At 62.9% G+C, this 19,106-nt stretch carries 17 protein-coding genes, 1 tRNA gene and 1 riboswitch; of the genes, 3 read left to right on the plus strand and 15 right to left on the minus strand.

The features are described 5' to 3' along the window. The first annotated feature begins 14 nt into the window (after window positions 1-14). Both ACFUOZ_RS03525 and ACFUOZ_RS03530 read left to right on the plus strand, forming a co-directional pair. Window positions 15-1,016 (plus strand): PDR/VanB family oxidoreductase, encoded by a 1,002-nt coding sequence (locus ACFUOZ_RS03525; RefSeq protein ID WP_377544819.1) that lies wholly within the window; start codon window positions 15-17, stop codon window positions 1,014-1,016. Between the two features lie 136 nt (window positions 1,017-1,152). After that, entirely contained in the window at window positions 1,153-2,472 is a 1,320-nt protein-coding gene (locus ACFUOZ_RS03530) for an MFS transporter (protein ID WP_377544821.1), read from the plus strand. 105 nt (window positions 2,473-2,577) lie between these two features. Here ACFUOZ_RS03530 and ACFUOZ_RS03535 read toward each other — a convergent pair. From ACFUOZ_RS03535 to ACFUOZ_RS03590, 12 genes are all read right to left on the minus strand, one after another. After that, a tRNA-Ala gene (locus ACFUOZ_RS03535) sits at window positions 2,578-2,653 on the minus strand. Window positions 2,654-2,770: 117 nt separating this feature from the next. Next, the gene (rsfS, locus tag ACFUOZ_RS03540) at window positions 2,771-3,175 is read right to left on the minus strand and encodes a ribosome silencing factor (protein WP_377544823.1); all 405 of its coding nucleotides are present in this window, start codon (window positions 3,173-3,175) and stop codon (window positions 2,771-2,773) included. 57 nt (window positions 3,176-3,232) lie between these two features. Further along, window positions 3,233-4,456, minus strand: coding sequence for a hypothetical protein (locus ACFUOZ_RS03545; RefSeq protein WP_377544825.1), 1,224 nt, complete (start codon window positions 4,454-4,456; stop codon window positions 3,233-3,235). Window positions 4,457-4,465: 9 nt separating this feature from the next. Then, window positions 4,466-5,140 carry a nicotinate-nucleotide adenylyltransferase gene (nadD, locus tag ACFUOZ_RS03550; RefSeq protein ID WP_377544978.1) on the minus strand — a complete coding sequence of 225 codons (675 nt, stop codon included), beginning with the start codon at window positions 5,138-5,140 and terminating at the stop codon, window positions 4,466-4,468. Window positions 5,141-5,144: 4 nt separating this feature from the next. After that, entirely contained in the window at window positions 5,145-5,384 is a 240-nt protein-coding gene (locus ACFUOZ_RS03555) for a hypothetical protein (RefSeq protein WP_144659008.1), read from the minus strand. 82 nt (window positions 5,385-5,466) lie between these two features. Next, window positions 5,467-6,831 carry a glutamate-5-semialdehyde dehydrogenase gene (locus ACFUOZ_RS03560; RefSeq protein ID WP_377544827.1) on the minus strand — a complete coding sequence of 455 codons (1,365 nt, stop codon included), beginning with the start codon at window positions 6,829-6,831 and terminating at the stop codon, window positions 5,467-5,469. Continuing rightward, window positions 6,828-8,009 (minus strand): glutamate 5-kinase, encoded by a 1,182-nt coding sequence (gene proB, locus ACFUOZ_RS03565; RefSeq protein ID WP_377544829.1) that lies wholly within the window; start codon window positions 8,007-8,009, stop codon window positions 6,828-6,830. Before proB ends, ACFUOZ_RS03560 begins: the two co-directional genes overlap by 4 nt. Then, window positions 7,999-9,585: a GTPase ObgE gene (obgE, locus tag ACFUOZ_RS03570; RefSeq protein WP_377544831.1), complete on the minus strand. Its 1,587-nt coding sequence runs from the start codon at window positions 9,583-9,585 to the stop codon at window positions 7,999-8,001. Before obgE ends, proB begins: the two co-directional genes overlap by 11 nt. A gap of 152 nt (window positions 9,586-9,737) precedes the next feature. Further along, complete coding sequence (gene rpmA, locus ACFUOZ_RS03575; protein WP_003803426.1) at window positions 9,738-10,001, minus strand: 50S ribosomal protein L27; 264 nt, start codon at window positions 9,999-10,001, stop codon at window positions 9,738-9,740. Window positions 10,002-10,060: 59 nt separating this feature from the next. After that, window positions 10,061-10,369, minus strand: coding sequence for a 50S ribosomal protein L21 (rplU, locus tag ACFUOZ_RS03580; protein WP_144659108.1), 309 nt, complete (start codon window positions 10,367-10,369; stop codon window positions 10,061-10,063). Window positions 10,370-10,712: 343 nt separating this feature from the next. Continuing rightward, window positions 10,713-12,251: a bifunctional hydroxymethylpyrimidine kinase/phosphomethylpyrimidine kinase gene (gene thiD / locus ACFUOZ_RS03585; protein ID WP_377544833.1), complete on the minus strand. Its 1,539-nt coding sequence runs from the start codon at window positions 12,249-12,251 to the stop codon at window positions 10,713-10,715. Then, a riboswitch (TPP riboswitch) is annotated at window positions 12,242-12,340 on the minus strand. (Overlaps the previous gene by 10 nt.) 85 nt (window positions 12,341-12,425) lie before the next feature. Continuing rightward, window positions 12,426-15,602 carry an Rne/Rng family ribonuclease gene (locus tag ACFUOZ_RS03590; RefSeq protein ID WP_377544835.1) on the minus strand — a complete coding sequence of 1,059 codons (3,177 nt, stop codon included), beginning with the start codon at window positions 15,600-15,602 and terminating at the stop codon, window positions 12,426-12,428. A gap of 469 nt (window positions 15,603-16,071) precedes the next feature. Here ACFUOZ_RS03590 and ACFUOZ_RS03595 point away from each other — a divergent pair, with 469 nt between their 5' ends. After that, complete coding sequence (locus ACFUOZ_RS03595; RefSeq protein ID WP_377544837.1) at window positions 16,072-16,743, plus strand: vitamin K epoxide reductase family protein; 672 nt, start codon at window positions 16,072-16,074, stop codon at window positions 16,741-16,743. 86 nt (window positions 16,744-16,829) lie between these two features. Here ACFUOZ_RS03595 and ndk read toward each other — a convergent pair whose 3' ends face one another. From ndk to ACFUOZ_RS03610, 3 genes are read right to left on the minus strand one after another with little or no spacing between them, the layout of a single operon-like run. Continuing rightward, on the minus strand, window positions 16,830-17,249 hold the full coding sequence (ndk, locus tag ACFUOZ_RS03600; RefSeq protein ID WP_363931726.1) for a nucleoside-diphosphate kinase: 420 nt from the start codon (window positions 17,247-17,249) through the stop codon (window positions 16,830-16,832). 41 nt (window positions 17,250-17,290) lie between these two features. Then, window positions 17,291-17,743 (minus strand): DUF4233 domain-containing protein, encoded by a 453-nt coding sequence (locus ACFUOZ_RS03605; protein WP_377544839.1) that lies wholly within the window; start codon window positions 17,741-17,743, stop codon window positions 17,291-17,293. A gap of 1 nt (window position 17,744) precedes the next feature. Further along, window positions 17,745-19,106 carry a bifunctional folylpolyglutamate synthase/dihydrofolate synthase gene (locus tag ACFUOZ_RS03610; protein ID WP_377544841.1) on the minus strand — a complete coding sequence of 454 codons (1,362 nt, stop codon included), beginning with the start codon at window positions 19,104-19,106 and terminating at the stop codon, window positions 17,745-17,747.

Consider the following 19,106-nt stretch of genomic DNA (forward strand, 5'->3'; position numbering starts at 1 on the left):
GAGGAGACAAGACAATGGCAGCAAACAACACCGAAGTCTGGCAGTCCGCAATAGTCACCGCAGTGGTCGATGTGGCCGCAGGCATCAGGCGGATTGAACTCGCGCCATCCCTGCCGATTCCCGCCGAACCGGGATCCCACGTCGACGTTATGGTCGTGGTTGACGGCTCGCAGGAGAAGCGCTCCTATTCAGTCGTAGAGTGCTCAGAGGATGGTGCCCGCCTGGTCATCAGTGTTTTGAAGGCCCCCGCTTCCCGAGGCGGCTCTGTCTTCATGCATATGCTCCAGGCCGGCGACACGCTGCGCATGACGCAGCCGCTGCAGAACTTCCCTCTCCGGATCGGGGCGCAGCGATACGTGCTTCTGGCCGGCGGGATCGGCATTACCGCCATCATGAACATGGCCACCGTGCTTCGCAGCGTCAAGGCCGACTACACAGTGATTTATGTCGGGCGCAGCCGAGCCGCAATGGCGTATCTGGAAGAGCTGCGGGAGTCACACGGAGACCGGCTCCGGCTTCATGTCGATGACGAAGGCAACGGCCTGGACGTCCGCAGCCTGGTGGGAGAGCTCGACGCGACGACCGAGCTCTACATGTGTGGTCCGATCCGGCTCATGGACGCCGTGCGCCGCGCGTGGGGAGAACATGGCCTTTCCCTGCCCAACCTGCGCTACGAGACGTTTGGCAACTCGGGGTGGTACGACCCCGAAGAGTTCATCGTCAACATCCCGCGGCTGGGCGTCGAAGCCACCGTTGGCCGTGGACGCTCCATGCTCGAGGCACTCGAAGAAGCAGGCGTCGACATGATGTTCGATTGCCGCAAAGGCGAATGCGGGCTGTGCGAAGTGCGGATCCTGGATCTCCAGGGCACCCTCGATCACCGTGACGTGTTCTACAGCGAGCGACAACAGCATGCGACCGAGAAGATGTGCTGCTGCGTTTCCCGCGCTGTCAACTCTCCCCTCCCCGCCAAGACACAAGGATCCCCGGCCGTCCTGACGATCGACGTTTCCTGAACCCTGTTACCCCGGACATCAGCACCGTCTCGATGCCCTATCCGCTCCACGCCCCGACGGTGGACGGCACGATACGACGAAGTATCTCCAAGAAAGGTTTACCGTGGACGTAAAGAGTGAGATCAAGAACTCACCCATGAGTCGCTTTCAGATAGTGACAGTGACTATCTGCCTTATCCTCATCATGATCGACGGCTTCGACGTCCTGGTCATGTCATTCACAGCCCCGACCCTTTCTGCCGAATGGAAAGTACCGCCCATCGAGTTGGGCTACCTCCTCAGTGCCGGGCTGTTCGGCATGTCGGCCGGCTCCATCCTGTTGACGCCCCTCGCGGACAGGATAGGGCGCAGGAACCTGACCCTGGTTGCATTGTCGATTATTTCGGTTGGCATGATCTTGTCCGTGACGGCAGCGGATGTCCCGCAGCTGATCGCCTACAGGGTTTTCACCGGGGTGGGCATCGGCGGCATGATTGCCAATCTCAGCGTCCTTGTTTCCGAATACTCCTCGGACCGCCGGCGTGGCCTGGCCATGGGAATATTCTCTGCGGGATACCCGATCGGCGGAGCTGTCGGCGGTGTTATCGCGGGGTCGTTGATTGCCTCCTACGGATGGCGGGCGGCTTTCGCATTCGGTGCAGTTATCAGCGTCGCAATGCTGGTTGCCAGCTGGTTCCTCCTGCCGGAATCCCTTGAATACCTGGCCGAGAAAGGCAACGAACGTTCGCTTCCGGCGATTAACAGGATTCTTGACAGGATGGGCCGCCCCCAGCTCATGGAGCTTCCAGCTGCCCCCTCCCTGCGGGAAAATTCCGAGAATGTCTTCAGAGAGGTCTTCGGTTCCAGGATGCTGGGTAAGACGCTGCTTATGTGGACCGGGTACGCGTTCCTTATTGCAGCGTTCTACTTCGCCAACACGTGGACCCCCAAAATTATGGCCGAAGCAGCAGGTGACAACCAGCTCGGTGTCACCGCTGGAATTCTCGTCAGCACTGGCGGCATCGTAGGCGCCCTGGGATTCGGCGTTCTTTCGACCTGGGTCAAGAGTCGCCTCCTGAATGCCATCTGCCTGGTGGTTGCCGGCTTCGCCTACATCGCCTTTGCCGGCTCGTTCGGCGCCACAGGTCTGGCCTTGGCCATTGCAACACTCGTCGGAATGCTCACCAACGCAGGCGTGGCCGGCTACTACACGATTGTCCCCCCTTTGTATTCCGCGAAGGCACGGGCATCAGGGTTCGGCTGGATGATCGGGGTTGGACGCCTGGTCTCCATCGTCGCGCCGATTCTGGTGGGATATCTGATCGCTGCCGGGATACCGCCGGTTACCATCTTCTATCTGTTCGCAGTCCCCTTGTTCCTGTCCGCCCTCTGCTGCGTCGCACTGGGCAGGGTACTTCGGCGGCGCGAGTCACTGGACTCAGTGCGTACGGAAGAGGACGAGCCCGCAATGAGCTAACGGCAATGGTCCTGGCGGCCCACTGGGATAAACGACGGACATGAAAAAGGAGAGCTACCAAGTTGGTAGCTCTCCTTTTTTATCCTGCTTTCCGCCGGACCAATATGGTGGAGCTGAGGGGACTCGAACCCCTGACCCCCTGCATGCCATGCAGGTGCGCTACCAGCTGCGCCACAGCCCCATATTCTTGCCGCCCGACGCCTGACCTCTGGGGCCATCCGCGCCGAAGCAACTCAAATATCTTAGAACAGCATTTCCGAAAATTCCAAATCGGGCATATTCGGAATCCGCGCTGCGCCTAGGCTTCGGAATCCTCCGCGGCTGCGGCCTGGGCCTGGGTCGCATCGCCCAGCTCAAGGTCAACCACAGGGCAGTCCTTCCACAGGCGCTCCAAGGCATAGAACACGCGGTCTTCGGCGTGCTGCACGTGGATGACGATGTCAGCGTAGTCCAAGAGGACCCAGCGACCTTCCGAACGTCCTTCGCGGCGGACCGGGCGAAGGTCCTGCTTAAGCAGCTCCTCTTCGATCCCGTCCACAATGGCATTGACCTGACGCTCTGTGGGAGCGGAGGCAATGAGGAAAACGTCAGTCAGTGCAAGCCGCTCGCTGACATCAAGGGCGACGATGTCTTCTGCCAGCTTGTCGGCTGCGGCACGTGCAGCATGACGGGCGAGGGTGATTGATTGTTCGTGTGCAGACAAGGGAACTCCTAGTTATGGCGCGTGGCCGTGAGATGGCGTGAGCCGTGTGGGGCGGAACTATCCGCTGGTAATCATGATGATGCCGACGATCAGGGCCACGAGACCCAGCGCCAGAACACCGTACTGCAATAAGCGGTTCCGCTGTGCCCTGGCCAAGCCGGCAGTGTTGGCGTCCAAGGGATCCAGCCCATAGGCAGTGCTGGCAGATACAGGCGGCCTCTGCGCCTCTTCACCGGGCCCAGCCTTGGGCTCAGTCTTGTTCCTGGCCGATCGGGCGACTGCCTCTGCCCGGGCCAGGACTCCTGCACGGCCACGCGGGGAGCGCTCTTTTGCCGGCGCCTTCCCTGCATCAAGCTTTGGACCTGACGAGGTGACCACCGGGACGAAGGTAGTACTCGGGCGCTTCATCACCGGACGTTCGACACCAGGAACCTTGACGAACTCCAGCGGAGTCACCATCGCCAAATTGTTCGCCGTTGAAGGACCGGCCGATGTGGACTTGTCCTTGCCCTGCCCGGCCTGGCTTGGTCCGGCCTGGTTTTGCTCGGCAAGCTTCTGCTTCGCTGCCGCGCGCTTGTTCAGCACCGCCGCGCGCTCAGCCAAGGCGATCTGCTGGGCCAGGACATCAGGATCAACAGCCAACGGATCCTGCTCAGCAATATGTTCGAGCTTGGAGGTTTGGTTCTGGACCTGCGCAGCAATCAATTCACGGACCGCCAGAGCCTGTTCCACAGACATCTCCGACTCCGCAGGCCCCTTGGGGCTGTTGGAGGGCGCAGCTTTCTTTGGCTGCGAGGCGTCTTGCTGCTGCGCGGGGTCTTGCTGCTGCGCAGCCTCCTGCTGCTTTGCCGGGGTCTGCTGTTCAGGGGTTTGCTGCTTGCCCCCATCGTTGCCTGCAACCTCAGGCTTGGCGCCCGGCAAAGGAACGACCGGGTTCATTGACGTGGCGACTTCTGCCTGAAGCTGCTGAAGCCGAAGCTGGCGACGCGTGGGCGGACCGCCACCGGACAGCTGCTCTTCCTTGTCGGCGAGCTCCTTGATGGTGCGCAGGGCTGCACGGTCACGTGCCCGGATCTGAGACGAACGTTCCTGCGCTGCAGCACCCACTGCGTCTACGGGGACATCTGCGGCGCGACGGTTGCGGGCGCTGGGACGCTCTGCATCGACAACTGCGTCCGTTTGCGGTGGTGCGATTGCCTCCGACTGGGCCTCAGGGTTCTCTTCCCGGGCACGGCGAAGTTCACGCCTGCTGCGGATGGGTCGCTGTTCCTGGCTGCTCATATTACAAACTCATTCAGTACGTGCTTGGTCGTCTGATCCGGAAAATGCAGGTGACAATTCTCCCGCTGCGGCCGCCGGTGCATACAGTCCATACTTTGCGATGTATTGCACCACGCCATCCGGCACCAGATACCACACGGGGTTGCCGGCACCGACGCGTATGCGGCAATCCGTGGAGGAGATCGCCATGGCCGGAACTTCGAGCAGGCTGACATCGTCCGTCCGCCCGAGATCGTTCAGCTCGTGCCCGGGACGGGTCACCCCCACGAAGTGCGCCAGGGACCAGAGCTCGTCCACGTCTTTCCAGGACAGGATCTGGGCCAGGGCATCTGCGCCTGTGATGAAGAACAGGTCTGCATCCGGACGCTGGGCCCGAAGATCCCGCAAGGTATCTATGGTGAACGTCGGACCGGGGCGGTCGACATCTACCCGGCTGACAGTAAACCGCGGATTCGACGCAGTGGCGATGACCGTCATCAAGTACCGGTGCTCAGGTTCGCTGACCAGTTTGTGCGATTTCTGCCATGGCTGGCCCGTGGGCACGAAGACGACTTCGTCGAGGTCGAACTTGGCTGCGACTTCACTTGCAGCCACAAGGTGGCCGTGATGGATGGGGTCAAAGGTTCCACCCATCACGCCCAGCCGAAGCCTGCGCTCCGACTCCCCGCGAGGTGTTGCGGCAATAATGTTAGTGGCCCTGGCCGTGGGTGTGCTTGTTCGGGTGCTGGCGGTGCGGATCGGCGTGCTCTTCCACTGCCTCGTGGCGGTTGCCCAGGTTGGTGTAGGACAGAGTTACGAACATGAGAACCAGCAGCAGGGCGAACATGACGACGCCGAAAACCCACGGCTCGGCCCACAACGGGGCGAGTTCCTCGTGGCCGCCTTCTGTCTGGGCGGCAATGGACGTGGCGATCTGCTGAAACAGCATCTTCTCCCCTAGTTGGTTCTCAAAGGATTTCGACGGCGGGACTCCCCGCCGTTCCTGGCTTCTGTTCTATGTTACCGCGTTGCTAGCCGCGGACTTGGCCTTCGCCCTGCACGATCCACTTTGTGGTGGTCAATTCGCTCAGGCCCATGGGGCCGCGGGCGTGAAGCTTTTGCGTGGAGATGCCGACCTCGGCACCAAGGCCGAGTTCGCCGCCATCGGTAAACCGGGTCGATGCATTCACAATGACGGCAGCGGAGTCGATCTCGGCGATGAAGCGTTCGGCGTTGGACAGGTTGTTCGTCAGGATTGCTTCAGTGTGTCCGGTGGTCCACTTGCGGATGTGCTTCACCGCATCGTCCAGGCTGTCCACCATGGCTACTGCGAGGTCGAGGTCCATGTATTCAGTGGCCCAGTCGTCGTCGTCAGCGGGAACGGTGTCGACACTGCTGCCGAGCGCCGCAGCAATCCGGTCGTCGACGTGGAGCGTCACTCCGGCTTTCCGCAGGGCGGCCGCAACAGCCGGCAGTGTGGTGGAACCCGAGTGCACCAGCAGTGTCTCCACGGTGTTGCAGACACTGGGGCGTTGGGTCTTTGCGTTGAGGAGGATCTCGACGGCCATCTCTTCACCCGCAGATTCGTCGATGAAGATGTGGACGTTGCCTTCTCCGGTTTCGATGACGGGCACAGAAGAGTTGTTCACCACGGTCTGGATGAGGTCCCGTCCGCCCCGGGGAATGAGCACATCAACCCGGCCACGGGCCCGCATCAGGACGTTGGCACCCTCGCGACCGTACTGGTCGACGGTCTGGATGGCATCAGCGGGAAGCCCCACCGAGTCCAGGGCGTCGCGCAGGATCCGGACCAAGGCCTCGTTCGTGTTCGCGGCAGCAGAACCACCCCGGAGGATCACCGCATTGCCGCTCTTCAGGGCCAGGCCGGCAATGTCAACCGTGACGTTGGGACGGGCTTCATAGATGGCAGCGACAACGCCCATAGGGACGTTGACCTGGCGAAGGCGGAGGCCGTTGGGCAGCGTCTGTCCCCTGACCACATTGCCCACGGGATCGGGCAAGCCGGCCAGGTTCTCCAAGGCTGCAACCAGGCCGTCAATACGCTCCGGAGTCAGAGTGAGGCGGTCAAGAAGCGCTGCGGAGGTGCCGTTGGAGCGGCCCGCAGCGACATCCCTGGCGTTGGCCTCGAGTATTTGCTTACGGTTCTCCAGCAATGCCGCACCGATGGCTCGAAGCGCACGGTCCTTCCATGCACGGTTCGCCTGTCCAAGGCGTCGGGCTGCCTTCCTTGAGCGGTCGGCAATGGCGTGGACGGCAGCCTCAAGCTCTTCCGGTGACAACGGAAGGCGTCCTGCCGCAGGGTTCTCCGGTGCGTGGCCGGTGGTACCGGTAACGTCGGAGATCACGGGGGCGTCAGGGGTCAGCGCTTCAGTCATGCACCCAGTTTAGATGAGCGCGGCCTCTGCAGAAGCACCAGATCGTCAACATGAACAACTTCACGGTCATAGCCCTGCCCCAGGGACTGGCCAAGCTCCTGGGTGGTCCGGCCCAGCATGCGGGGAAGCTCCTGGGATGAGTAGTTCACCAGTCCACGGGCCACGATGCTTCCGTCCAGTGACACCATCTCGACGGGATCACCGGCTTCGAAGTCACCGCTGACCCCCGCGATTCCTGCCGGAAGCAGCGAACGGTGCCGGTCGCGCACGGCCTTCACGGCGCCGTCGTCGAGAGTCAATCGGCCGTGAACCGTAGCCAGGTGGGCCAGCCACAAGAGGCGAACAGGTTTACGGTTCCCGTTCACCGCGAACCAGGTTCCGACGTCCTCCCCCGTAAGGGCGGCTGCAGCGTTGGCCGTGGAAGTTACCAATGCGTGGATGCCCGAGCCCGCGGCAATGGAGGCGGCCTCGACCTTGGTCATCATGCCACCGGTTCCGACACCGGCCTTCCCGGCCTTGCCGATGGTCACGTCCTCCAGATCCTGGGGGCCGCGGACCAGCGGAATGCGCCGGGCACCCTGGGAGGGAGGACCGTTATAGACGGCGTCGACGTCGGAGAGCAGCACGAGCGCGTCGGCGCGGACGAGGTGCGCCACGAGCGCCGCGAGGCGGTCGTTGTCACCAAAACGGATTTCGTGGGTGGCCACGGTGTCATTTTCATTGACCACCGGCACCACACCGAGGTTCAACAACCGGTCCAAGGCACGGAAGGCGTTGGTGTGCTGGGTTCGGCGCATCAGGTCATCGGCTGTCAGCAGAACCTGGCTCACAGTGACCCCGTGGGCGTTGAAGGCCTGCGTGTAGCGCGCCATGAGGAGCCCCTGGCCGACGCTCGCTGCTGCTTGCTGCGTGGCGAGGTCCTTGGGCCGCTTTGCCAGGCCCAAGGGCGCCAATCCGGCGGCGATGGCACCCGAAGACACCAGGATGATCTCAGTGCCTGCGTTTCGCTTAGCAGCGAGGGCATTCACCAGTTGGGTCAGGGATTTCTCCGAGATGCCGCCCTTGATGCTGGTCAAGGAGGAGGATCCGACCTTGACCACGATCCGCTTGGCGTCAGCTATCCCCTGGCGTTCCAATCCTGCAGCTTCCCCGGGAGCTTCGACGGTCCTAGTCGTCATCACCGGAATCCAGGGTGCTCTCCCTCACTGTCCGCGCACGGCGACCGCTGACGGATTCAGTCCAAATGCCCGCTTTGCGCTCGGCTTCCAGTTCAGCACGTGCTGCAGCCTTGGCTTCGCGGCGCTCGATCTGCTCTTCGCGCTTTTGTGAGCGGGTGGGGCGGTCACCGATGTCGGCGATACGGATGTCGGTGCCTCGCGGCGTTGCCAGCAGTTCGGCACCTGCCATCATGGTGGGCTCCCAGTCGAAGACGACGCCGTCATCCTCACCGATGACCACGGTGTCGCCGGGCTTGGCGCCGACCTTGAACAGCTCAGTCTCAACGCCAAGCTTCGCGAGCCTGTCGGCCAGGTAGCCGATGGCTTCCTCGTTGGTGAAGTCGGTCTGCTTGACCCAACGCACGGGCTTTTCGCCCAGGACGCGGAACAGCGGTTCGAGGTTCTTTTCCTCACGGCGGATCCTGAAGCCGGATTCGTTGACGGCACGTGGCCGCAGGACCGGCGCAGCCACCTTCGGCGGCGCAGTCCGGACGGCGTCGCGCGCGGCCTTGACGATCTCAGCCATGGCGAATCCGAGCTGGCGCAGGCCCGCGTGGCTGGTCGCCGATACTTCGAAGACGCGGTAACCGCGTGCTTCAAGGTCGGGACGGACGAACTCTGCCATGTCCTTGCCGTCAGGAAGGTCCACCTTGTTCAGGACAACCAGCTTGGGGCGCTCGTTCAACGGAACAACTTCGCCGTCGGCGCCGGCGTAACTCATGTCCACCGCGTACTTCTCAAGCTCGGCTTCGATGATGGCGAGGTCGGACAAAGGATCGCGGTCGGATTCCAGGGTGCCGCAATCAAGGACGTGGACAAGAGCCGCGCAACGCTCGACGTGGCGCAGGAAGTTGTGGCCAAGGCCCTTGCCTTCGCTGGCACCTTCGATGAGGCCCGGGACATCGGCGATGGTAAAACGGACATCGCCTGCTTCCACCACGCCGAGGTTGGGAATCAGGGTGGTGAAGGGGTAGTCCGCAATCTTCGGGCGCGCGGCGGACATGGCGGCAATCAGGCTGGACTTGCCGGCGGACGGGAAACCGACGAGTGCGATGTCGGCAATGGACTTCAGTTCCAGGACGATGTCGCTGGATTCGCCTTCGATGCCGAGCAGCGCGAAACCAGGGGCCCGGCGCTTCTGCGATGACAGGGCCGCGTTGCCGAGGCCTCCCTGGCCACCAGCGGCTGCAACGTACTCGGTGCCTTCGCCGACGAGGTCGGCCAGGACCTCGCCGTCCTTGGTCTTGACCACAGTGCCGTCAGGCACGGGAAGAATGAGGGTTTCGCCGTTCTTGCCACCGCGCCAGTCCCCCATGCCCGGGCCACCGTTGGTGGCGTGGCGGTGGGGTGCGTGGTGGTAGTCCAGCAAAGTGGTTGTCTGCGCGGAGACGCGGAGGATGACGTCGCCGCCATTGCCGCCGTTGCCGCCGTCGGGACCACCGAGCGGCTTGAACTTCTCGCGCTTCACGGAGACACAGCCGTGGCCGCCGGTTCCGCCGGATACATGCAGTACTACCCGGTCTACAAAGCTCGCCACGTGGATCTCCTCAGTTGCTGTTTCCAGCGTTGTTGCTGTTGCCAGCGCTGTTGCAAAACCAGTGCGCCCGGGGCGCCCTAGTCGATTGTAATGCGGTTAAAAGAACGGTGGAGCGGGCCGTTTGGCCCGCTCCACCGGTTCAGAACTTGTTGTTACTCTGCAGCTGCAGCAGCAACGATGTTCACTACGCGACGGCCGCGGCGAGTACCAAACTCAACCGCACCGGCCTGCAGGGCGAACAGGGTGTCGTCGCCACCACGGCCGACGCCTGCACCGGGGTGGAAGTGGGTTCCACGCTGGCGGACGATGATCTCGCCGGCGGAAACTACCTGACCACCGAAACGCTTGACGCCCAGGTACTGTGCGTTGGAGTCACGACCGTTGCGAGTGGAACTCGCGCCTTTTTTGTGTGCCATCTGAAATGCCTGCCTCTAAATTTCTGGGAAACTGAAAATCTGAACAGCGGTAACGAAAGTTACGCGATGCTGGTGATCTTGATCTTGGTCAGTTCCTGACGGTGACCCTGACGCTTCTTGTAGCCGGTCTTGTTCTTGAACTTCTGGATGACGATCTTCGGACCACGGAGGTCTTCGAGGATTTCAGCCGTAACCTTGACGTTGGCCAGTTCCGCAGCAGCGGAGGTGACCTTGTCGCCGTCAACCAGGAGCAAGGCGGGCAGCTCAAGCGTGCTGCCGGCTCCACCGGGGACGCGGTTCAGCGTTACGTAGTCTCCAACGGAAACTTTTTCTTGGCGGCCGCCTGCGCGGACAATCGCGTACACCACTTGGGTACTCACTTCTCTCGACGTTTATAACTAAATTTGCGTGCGGAACCCTGAGCCGGAAATCAGGCTGGGTTCACGCTGTGCCTCAACGCCGTGGACTTCTGTTCGAAGCCCGCGAGTCATCCCATGAACAATTCCACGGGGCATAACCCAAGTGTTGGCGTAAGCACCGAAGATCAAGATTACGCTAGTTTGACCCTCAGCTGCAAATGAGGCCGGATCCGGAGGCTGCCACGTGACTTGCGTCACGAGTCGTAACGGACTCTCCCGGCACCGTGCCCATACAGCCTACAGGGTTCGGCAACGCTTCACGCGATCCGGCGCGCGGAGTAAGCCGGCTTTGCTACCGGATTGCCGCATGGCCCGGGGCGTAAAGCCGGGGAGCATCGAAGAACGCGGTCTCGTAGCGGCAGGACTGCCGGAAGGCCTCGAGCATGTCTGCCCGCTCACGGCCCGAGGCTGCGACTGCCGCGGCGTCGGTAAACGTGATGGCCTCGCGGGTAGCGGCGGCAAAGGCCTCGTCGGCATAGGTCCTCAGCCACTCCGCGTAAGGATGGGCGGCTGACGCCCCGGCCTCCACAAAAGCTGTGTGGAGTTTTTGCCCCACCTCCGCGTACAACCAGTAGCAAGGCAGGATTGCGGCCAGGACCACTGCGTAGCTGCCCGACATCGAAGCGGCCAGCAGGTGGTCCACGTAGGCTTTGGTTACCGGCCCGGTCACGTCCGACGCCTCACGGGTGCTCAGCCAGTTCCTGTGCAGCTCCGATTCAACTTCCAGGCATTGCTGTGAGCCCTTGGCCCAGAACAGCTGTTCCTCTTCCGTGGGCGCCAAGGCAGCTGCCCGGGCAAGCACCCTGGAATAGCCGTTCAAATAGATGGCGTCCTGTGCCAGGTAGTAGCTGAATGCCGTCTCCGGCAGCTGCCCGGACTGCAGTTCCTGGATGAAGTCCAGCTCGTGGATTCTTTCAAGCTCAGGGACGGCTTCTTTCCACAACGTGGCTGCGAACCCGCCGCTGCTGAGCTTGCGCTGATGGTGGAAGTGGTCCACAGGCCCGTTGCCTCCGCCAACCTCCAACTCAGCTGAACCCCTCAGCGCTTGGAGCAGCCAGGGTTTTACGTCCCGCAGCGACGCTTCCCAGTCACCCTCACGTACCTGGACCGTGGCCAACGCCGAAGACAACGAGCACCCAGTGCCATGGCTGTTCTTTGTGTCAATCCGTGGTCCGGCTACCTCCACGATGTCCTGTCGCAACAAGCCACCGGTGTTGATCAACGCGTCCGGACATTCCGAGCCCGCCAAGTGACCGCCCTTGACCAGCACGGTGTTGCCGCATTCTGCGGCCAGTCGCTTGCCTTGCTCCAGGGCCGAAGCCCAATCGGGCGCCTCGGGCTCGCCCAACAACATGGCAAGCTCCGGCAGGTTGGGCGTGATGAGGTCCGCCAAGGGAAGCAGGGAACGAAGAGCATCCCCTGCCGTCTCCGTCAGGAGGCGGTCACCGCTGGTGGCTACCATCACCGGGTCAAGGACGACGACGGCGGGACGCACTTCCTCGAGCCACCTGCGGACCTCATTAATCACCTCTGCGTCCCCCAGCATCCCGATCTTGACGGCATCGATGGCAATGTCGCTGCTGATCGCGGTCAACTGTTGCCGCAGGAACTCCACCGGGGGTACGTGCACCGCGCTGACGCCATGGGTGTTCTGTGCAGTCAGGGCAGTGATGGCAGCCATTCCGTAGCCGCCGTGCGCGGCAATGCTCTTCAGGTCCGCCTGGATTCCGGCTCCCCCGGAGGGATCGGAGCCTGCAATGCTCAGTACCCGCGGGGTCTGCCTGCGGTCCGTCACCAACGGGTATACAGAGGAATATGACAACTCAGCCATGAGGACATCCCTTCGCCGGTGCTAACCGGACAGGTTCAACGGGTCTGGATCTCAGCCCGGCCCAACGCCTGGCACCCCGTGTCAGTCCCCCAGCCTAACGCACCGGTAAAGGCAAGGGCCCCGCAATGCCCGCTCCTGGCGGATATTACAGGGCCCTTGAAACCGCTGGGTCGATCAGAGCTCGGAAGCAGGCACGCCGACTCCAAGGATGATGGGTTCCTCTGAAGCCGGCTTCCTGACCGGTTCTGCCGGCGCCTTGGACTCGTGGGCTGAACCCTGGGCAGCCGAAGCAGCTTCCTCGTGGTGCTCAACGCTGGTCTCGTTGGCTGCCCCTTGTGCCCTGCTGGCACTGCGGTTCCGGCGGCCCCGGCGGCCACGCGAAGCCGAAGGAGCTTCCTCGGCTGCGGGAACCCGTGCCGAAGCTGCCGCGGCCGGGGCCGCTGCAGCCTTGGGAGCAGCCGCCGCTGCACTTTCCTGGGTGCCCTCTTCCTCGACCGCCGGGGCTGCCCCGAGGTGCGAGAACGCCTCGGCCAAACGGTCCAGGCTCATGGCCGGTTCGGAGCTCTGCGGCTCGTCGTGGTGTTCAACGAACGGCAACGCAACTTCTTCACCGCCAAAGCGAAGCACCGGGGTGGAGCGTGCTTCCCGGACCGCGGCCTCATGGGCCTCTGCGGCCTGGTCCGCGGGAGCATCCGCGGTCACAGGAGGCACAGACGTTGCGCCGGCGTCGTGCTGTCCTGCAGCCCGGGCCAGTTCTTCGGCCTTGTGAATTTCGTCGTCGTGCAGGTGGGCAGCATGCGCAGCGGCGGCAATAGTTGCCAGCGCCGCACGGGTCGCTTCGGCCTTTGCCTGGCGCGCAGGATCCTGCGGTTCCGGGTGGGCAGCCGGTGCGGCCGGGGCGGGTGCCGAGTGGGCCTGGGCCGGCGCCTCTGCCGCACCCTGCGCTCCGCCCTTGCCGCGGCGGCGCTTGCGTTCGGTGCGGGCGGTGGGCTGCTGAGCCTCGGTGTTGGGACGGTGTTGCTCGGCGGCCACAACGTTGGCACGGCGGTGCTCCACGGGCTCGTCGTGCGTCACGACACCGCGGCCTGCGCAATGCTCGCATTGCTCACCGAAAACTTCAAGGAGTCCGGTGCCCATGCGTTTGCGCGTCATCTGTACCAAACCGAGCGAGGTCACTTCAGCAACCTGGTGCTTGGTACGGTCGCGGCCCAGGCATTCAACCAGGCGGCGCAGCACAAGGTCGCGGTTGGATTCGAGGACCATGTCGATGAAGTCGATGACAATAATGCCGCCGATGTCACGCAGGCGAAGTTGCCGGACTACTTCCTCGGCAGCTTCAAGGTTGTTCTTGGTGACTGTCTCTTCCAGGTTGCCGCCGCTGCCGGTGAACTTACCGGTATTGACGTCCACCACGGTCATGGCCTCGGTGCGGTCGATGACCAGCGAACCACCGGAGGGCAGGAAGACCTTGCGTTCGAGTGCCTTGTGGATCTGCTCGTCGATGCGCCAAGCGGAGAAGATGTCCTGGTCCTTGGTCCACTTCTCGAGCCGGCCCACCAGGTCGGGAGCAACGTAGGTGACGTAGGCCTCGATGGTGTCCCAGGCGTCGTCACCGGAAACGATCAGCTTGGAGAAGTCCTCGTTGAAGACGTCGCGGACCACCTTGATGGTGAGGTCCGGTTCGCCGTAGAGCAGCTCCGGCGCAAGCACCTTGGTGGAGGAAGCCTGCCCTTCGATACCTTCCCACTGCGCGCGGAGCCGGTTGATGTCGTGGGTCAGTTCTTCTTCCGACGCACCTTCAGCGGCGGTACGGACAATGACGCCGGCATTTTCGGGCAAGCGGTCCTTGAGGATGCGCTTGAGGCGGTTGCGTTCGACGTCGGGCAGCTTGCGGGAGATGCCGGTCATGGACCCGCCTGGCACGTACACCAAATAGCGGCCGGGCAAGGAAATCTGGCTTGTGAGGCGGGCACCCTTGTGGCCCACGGGATCCTTGGTGACCTGGACCAGGACGGAGTCGCCGGACTTCAGTGCGTTCTCGATCCGGCGCGGCTGGCCTTCGAGGTTGACCGCGTCCCAGTTCACTTCACCGGCGTACAGCACCGCATTACGTCCGCGTCCGATGTCCACGAAGGCAGCTTCCATCGACGGCAGAACGTTCTGGACCTTGCCCAGGTACACGTTGCCGATCAGGGAGTCCTGCTGCGTCTTGGACACAAAGTGCTCAGCCAGAACACCGTCCTCAAGGACACCGATCTGGATTCTGTCATCGCGCTGCCGGACGATCATCTGCCGGTCAACCGACTCGCGGCGTGCCAGGAACTCCGCTTCCGTGATGACCTGGCGGCGGCGTCCGGTCTCGCGGGACTCGCGGCGACGCTGCTTCTTCGCCTCAAGCCGCGTGGAGCCCTTGACGCTGGCTACCCGGTTGGAGGGGGCAGTTTCCGTGATGGGGCGCGGAGCGCGGACACGGGTGACCGTGTTGGGCGGGTCGTCGTCCGAGCCGCCGGTCAGTTCAAGGTCCTGGTCCCCGCGGCGGCGCCGACGACGACGACGCGACGTGACGCCCTCTTCGAGGGCTTCAGCTGCCGGAGCCTCTTCATCCCCGGAGTCGCTGCTGTCTTCGCTGTCATTTTCGCGCTCGGTTCCGCGGCGGCCACGGCGGCCACGGCTCCGGCGGCGACGACGGTTGCCACCTTCGTCCAGTTCGCCTTCAGCGCCGGTTTCGGCGTCGTCTTCAGCCTCGTCGTCCTTCTCTTCCGCAGCAGCGGCACGCGGGACGGTGGTGAGGTCAGGGGCCTGGAAAATCATGGAGGTAATGGAAACGGGCTCCATGAACAGTGACGTCGCTGCGGGAGCTGCTTCTTCGGCAGATGCGGCGTCCTCGGCAGCTTCTTCCTCAGCAGCAGGCGTCTCGGGCTGGGAGCCGGCGTCCGGCGTCGTGGTTTCTGCGGCAGGTTCTTCGACCACTTCCGCCGCAACGGGCGCCTCTTCCGTTTCTACCTTCGGCTTTGCAGCACGACGACGGCGGACCGGCTTTTCGGGGGCAGCTTCAACAACGGCCTCGGACTGGTTGCCTGCAGCGGCTTCCTGCTCGACGGCGGTGTCGTCCCCGAGTCCGGGCAGCGGCTCGGCGGGTTCGACCTTTTTGCGGGCGCGGGTCCGGCGTACCGGCTTCTCAGCAGCTTCAGCTGTCTCTTCGACAGCGGGCACCTCAATTGCAGGCGTCTCTACTTCTTCGACCGCCTTCGGCGCAGCCTTGCGCCGGGTCCGTGTGGCTTTCTTTGGCGCTTCCGCGGTTTCCGCGGGGGCTGCCTCTTCATTAACGGCTACAACCTGGTCATTATCCATATACGGCAACACTCCTGCCCCAGCGACACCGCCACATCCGGCGCCCAGTGGGGCAAATATTGTCAAAACCCGCAGGCGTTGACAGAAGTCGATAGTATGCCTTCCGGTTCGCACCATCCTTGGGGTGCGGCAGCCCTGGAAGACCGGTGGCTCAGCTCTGAAACCCGTTGTTCTGCTGCCACAACCAGGTGCCGTCCATTGTCATGGCGGGCCTACCGAGGATCGACGTGATCCTGGCATGCCCAGCTCATGCTGGCGGTCTTGGGAACAAGTCACCGGACCGGAATCCGAATGTGGGTCGGCTTCCAGCCATGTTCATTCTCTCACACCCGTACGACTTTGCCCGCTAGGGTGCTGTGTCGCACCGGTGGGGAAAAGCTGGGCGACTCCCCCAGCCTCCGGCGTTACAATCCTCCCAAGAGCACTTCCCGGGCTGCCGGGCACACTGTCGAAAAGGATAAGATCCACGATGCCGAGCACTGCCAGGGAGAACCTGGCCAAGAAAGCCTTCACCCCCGTGGAGGAATCGTCCACACCCCGGGAAACGTTGCCCAAGTTTGTCCGCGACAAGCCTTTCGCATGGCTCCTGCTGATTACCGGGACCATCGGTTGGTTGGCGTCCGGCGCCTTGGTCCTGGAGAAGCTCCAGGTGCTTGAGGACCCCAACCACGTCACTGCCTGCGATGTGAACCCCTGGGTTTCCTGCGGAACCGTGATGAAGACGTGGCAAAGTTCACTGTTCGGGTTCCCCAACATGTTCATCGGCATTGTTGCCTTTGCGGTCATCATCACCACTGCAGTGGGTTTGTTGTCGGGTGCCAGGTTCTCGCGCGGTTACTGGTTGGGCCTCCAGGGGGGTGTGACCCTTGGCTTCGCTTTCGTGGTGTGGTTGTGGTCCCAAGCCCTCTATGCCATCAATGTGCTCTGCCCGTTCTGCATGATCGTATGGGCCGTCATGATCCCCATGTTCGTCTGGGTCACCATCCGCAACATTGTCCACGGCATGATCAAGGCACCGCCGTCACTGGCCAAGTTGCTGGGTGACTCCGGCTGGATCGTCGTGGCGCTGCTGTACGTCGCCGTCGTCGCCACCATTTTCTTTGCCTTCATCCACGTTTTCGCCGGGACGTCGGGCTACTGAGCACCTCTAAACCACCGCGAGATGACAGTTAAGGCCAATGTTCGTATCGAACATTGGCCTTAACTGTCATTTCGGTGAAGCCTTTTTTAGCTTGCAAACCAGATCTTGATCTCGCGCTCAGCCGACTCAACGGAGTCGGAGCCGTGGACCAGGTTCTGCTGGACTGCCAGTCCCCAATCGCGGCCGAAGTCGCCGCGGATGGTGCCCGGTGCCGCCGTCGTCGGGTCCGTGGTCCCGGCGAGGGAGCGGAAGCCTTCGATAACGCGGTGGCCTTCGAAGACCGCAGCGATGACGGGACCGCTCAGCATGAACTCAACCAGCGGCTCGTAGAAGGGCTTGCCCACGTGCTCCTCGTAGTGCTGCTCCAGCAGTTCGCGGGTGGCGTTGACCTTCTTCAATTCGGCCAGGGTGTAGCCCTTGGCTTCGATGCGGGCCAGGATGCTGCCGCCCAGGTTGCGGGCGACGCCGTCGGGCTTGACCAGGACAAGGGTCCGTTCAATGCTCACAGTTGCTCCAATGTGAAGTGTTCGGTGGTTTCCCAGCCAGTTTACGGGGTTTGCGGACCAGCTTGGTCACCGTGGGCCGCGTCCCATTCGGCCTGCTCACGGTCGCGCTGGGCCACCTCGCGGTCAATCCTCATGCCGGCGCGGATCCCGTACCACCAGCAGATGGCGAACAGGACACCCACGATGAACATCATGGGTTCTGCCAGGCCGGTCAGAATGAGCACGATCTGAAGTACCCACCCCAGGGCGATGCCCCACGGCTTGGACAACACGGCGCAGGCGAGAACCAGCACCACGCTCAGGGCAATTCCGACTCCCAGGATAATGCCGGGTTCCACTTCGCCGCGCTTCAGGCCAAACACCGCCAGCGTGCCGAAGAAGGCAACGAAGGCTTCGAGCAGCAGCACCGTGGATGCAAACATCACTTTGGTGGAGCGGCGCTTTTTCGGCATGCCGGGGCGCCATTCACGCTGTGCCTTGGTCATTTTCGCCATGCTAGGCACCCGCCTTTCCCAGCAGGATCCGGGCCTCCGCCACCACCGTGATGGAACCGGTCACCAGCACTCCGCCTGCGAGGTCGTCGTTCGATTCGGAACGTTCAACGGCCCACTCAATGGCGTCGTCGAGCTTCTCGGCGATGTGCACGTTTTCCTCACCGAAACCGAGGTCGACGGCGAGCTCCGCCAGTTCGGCGGCAGGAACGGCCCGTGGCGAGGTGGACTGGGTGAAACAGAATTCCTCGGCGAGATCCCCCAGTGAATCCTTGAGTGTTTTCAGGATTTCCTCGGCGTCCTTTTCACGCAGGACGCCCACCACCACCACCAGTTTGCTGAAGCTGAAAGCCTCCTGGATGGCCTCAGCCGAAACCCTGATGCCGTCGGGGTTGTGGGCTGCGTCGACCACGATGGTCGGCGCGGTCCGGACAACTTCCAGGCGGCCGGGCGAGGTCACGGTGCCGAAGGCCTCGCGAAGCACCTCGGCGTCGAGTTCCTTCTCGCCGCCCCCGAAAAAGGCTTCCAAGGCAGCCACGGCAACAGCTGCATTCTCGGCCTGGTGGGCACCATGGAGCGGGAGCAGCAGGTCTTCGTAGCGTCCAGCGAGTCCTTGGATGGTCACCACCTGCCCACCCACAGCGACGCTGCGCGATTCGACGCCGAATTCGACTCCCTCGAAGCGGAACGGCACGTCGACTTCGCGAGCCTTTTCCAGCAGGACCTGCGCCGCATCCACTGGCTGGGCTGCGCTGACCAGGAAGCCACCGGCCTTGATGATGCCGGCTTTCTCGTAGGCAATGTCTTCGGTGGTGTCACCCAGGAGGTCGGTGTGGTCCAGCGAAATCGGAGTGATGACCGAGACCTGGCCGTCACCGACGTTGGTGGCGTCGGTGATGCCGCCAAGACCGACTTCGATCACGGCCACATCAACAGGCTGGTCCGCGAAGATGGCGAAGCCCAGGATGGTGACGCACTCGAAGTACGTCAGCCTGGGCTGGCCTTCAGCTACCAGTTCGTTGTCCACGATCTCGAGGTACGGCCGGATTTCGTCCCAGATCCGCACGAAAGTGTCATCGGAAACGGGTTCACCGTTGATGCTGATCCGTTCGGTCACCTTGGACAGGTGTGGGCTGGTGTAGCGGCCCGTGCTGAGCCCGTGGGCGCGCAAACCGGCTTCAATCATCCGGGCAGTGGAGGTCTTTCCGTTGGTGCCCGTGATGTGGATGATCGGGAAGGCCTTGTTCGGCTCCCCCAGCACATCCATGGCGCGGAACAGCGGCGCAAGGCGCGGTTCCATCTTGTTTTCCGGCGCGCGGCCCAAAAGCTCGGCGTAGACGCTCTCGACGGAGAATTCGTCGGTCAT

The organism is Paenarthrobacter sp. NPDC057355, from assembly GCF_042667405.1.
In the GTDB taxonomy this organism is placed as follows: Bacteria; Actinomycetota; Actinomycetes; order Actinomycetales; family Micrococcaceae; genus Arthrobacter.

What these genes read in the sequence shown, in the direction of transcription:
- ACFUOZ_RS03525 (WP_377544819.1), top strand. Translation starts at nt 15, where the DNA reads ATGGCAGCAAACAACACCGAAGTCTGGCAGTCCGCAATAGTCACCGCA.
- ACFUOZ_RS03530 (WP_377544821.1), top strand. Translation starts at nt 1,153, where the DNA reads ATGAGTCGCTTTCAGATAGTGACAGTGACTATCTGCCTTATCCTCATC.
- ACFUOZ_RS03545 (WP_377544825.1), bottom strand. Translation starts at nt 4,456, where the DNA reads ATGAGCAGCCAGGAACAGCGACCCATCCGCAGCAGGCGTGAACTTCGC.
- ACFUOZ_RS03555 (WP_144659008.1), bottom strand. Translation starts at nt 5,384, where the DNA reads ATGCTGTTTCAGCAGATCGCCACGTCCATTGCCGCCCAGACAGAAGGC.
- ACFUOZ_RS03560 (WP_377544827.1), bottom strand. Translation starts at nt 6,831, where the DNA reads ATGACTGAAGCGCTGACCCCTGACGCCCCCGTGATCTCCGACGTTACC.
- proB (WP_377544829.1), bottom strand. Translation starts at nt 8,009, where the DNA reads ATGACGACTAGGACCGTCGAAGCTCCCGGGGAAGCTGCAGGATTGGAA.
- rpmA (WP_003803426.1), bottom strand. Translation starts at nt 10,001, where the DNA reads ATGGCACACAAAAAAGGCGCGAGTTCCACTCGCAACGGTCGTGACTCC.
- thiD (WP_377544833.1), bottom strand. Translation starts at nt 12,251, where the DNA reads ATGGCTGAGTTGTCATATTCCTCTGTATACCCGTTGGTGACGGACCGC.
- ACFUOZ_RS03590 (WP_377544835.1), bottom strand. Translation starts at nt 15,602, where the DNA reads ATGGATAATGACCAGGTTGTAGCCGTTAATGAAGAGGCAGCCCCCGCG.
- ACFUOZ_RS03595 (WP_377544837.1), top strand. Translation starts at nt 16,072, where the DNA reads ATGCCGAGCACTGCCAGGGAGAACCTGGCCAAGAAAGCCTTCACCCCC.
- ACFUOZ_RS03605 (WP_377544839.1), bottom strand. Translation starts at nt 17,743, where the DNA reads ATGGCGAAAATGACCAAGGCACAGCGTGAATGGCGCCCCGGCATGCCG.
- ACFUOZ_RS03610 (WP_377544841.1), bottom strand. Translation starts at nt 19,106, where the DNA reads ATGACCGACGAATTCTCCGTCGAGAGCGTCTACGCCGAGCTTTTGGGC.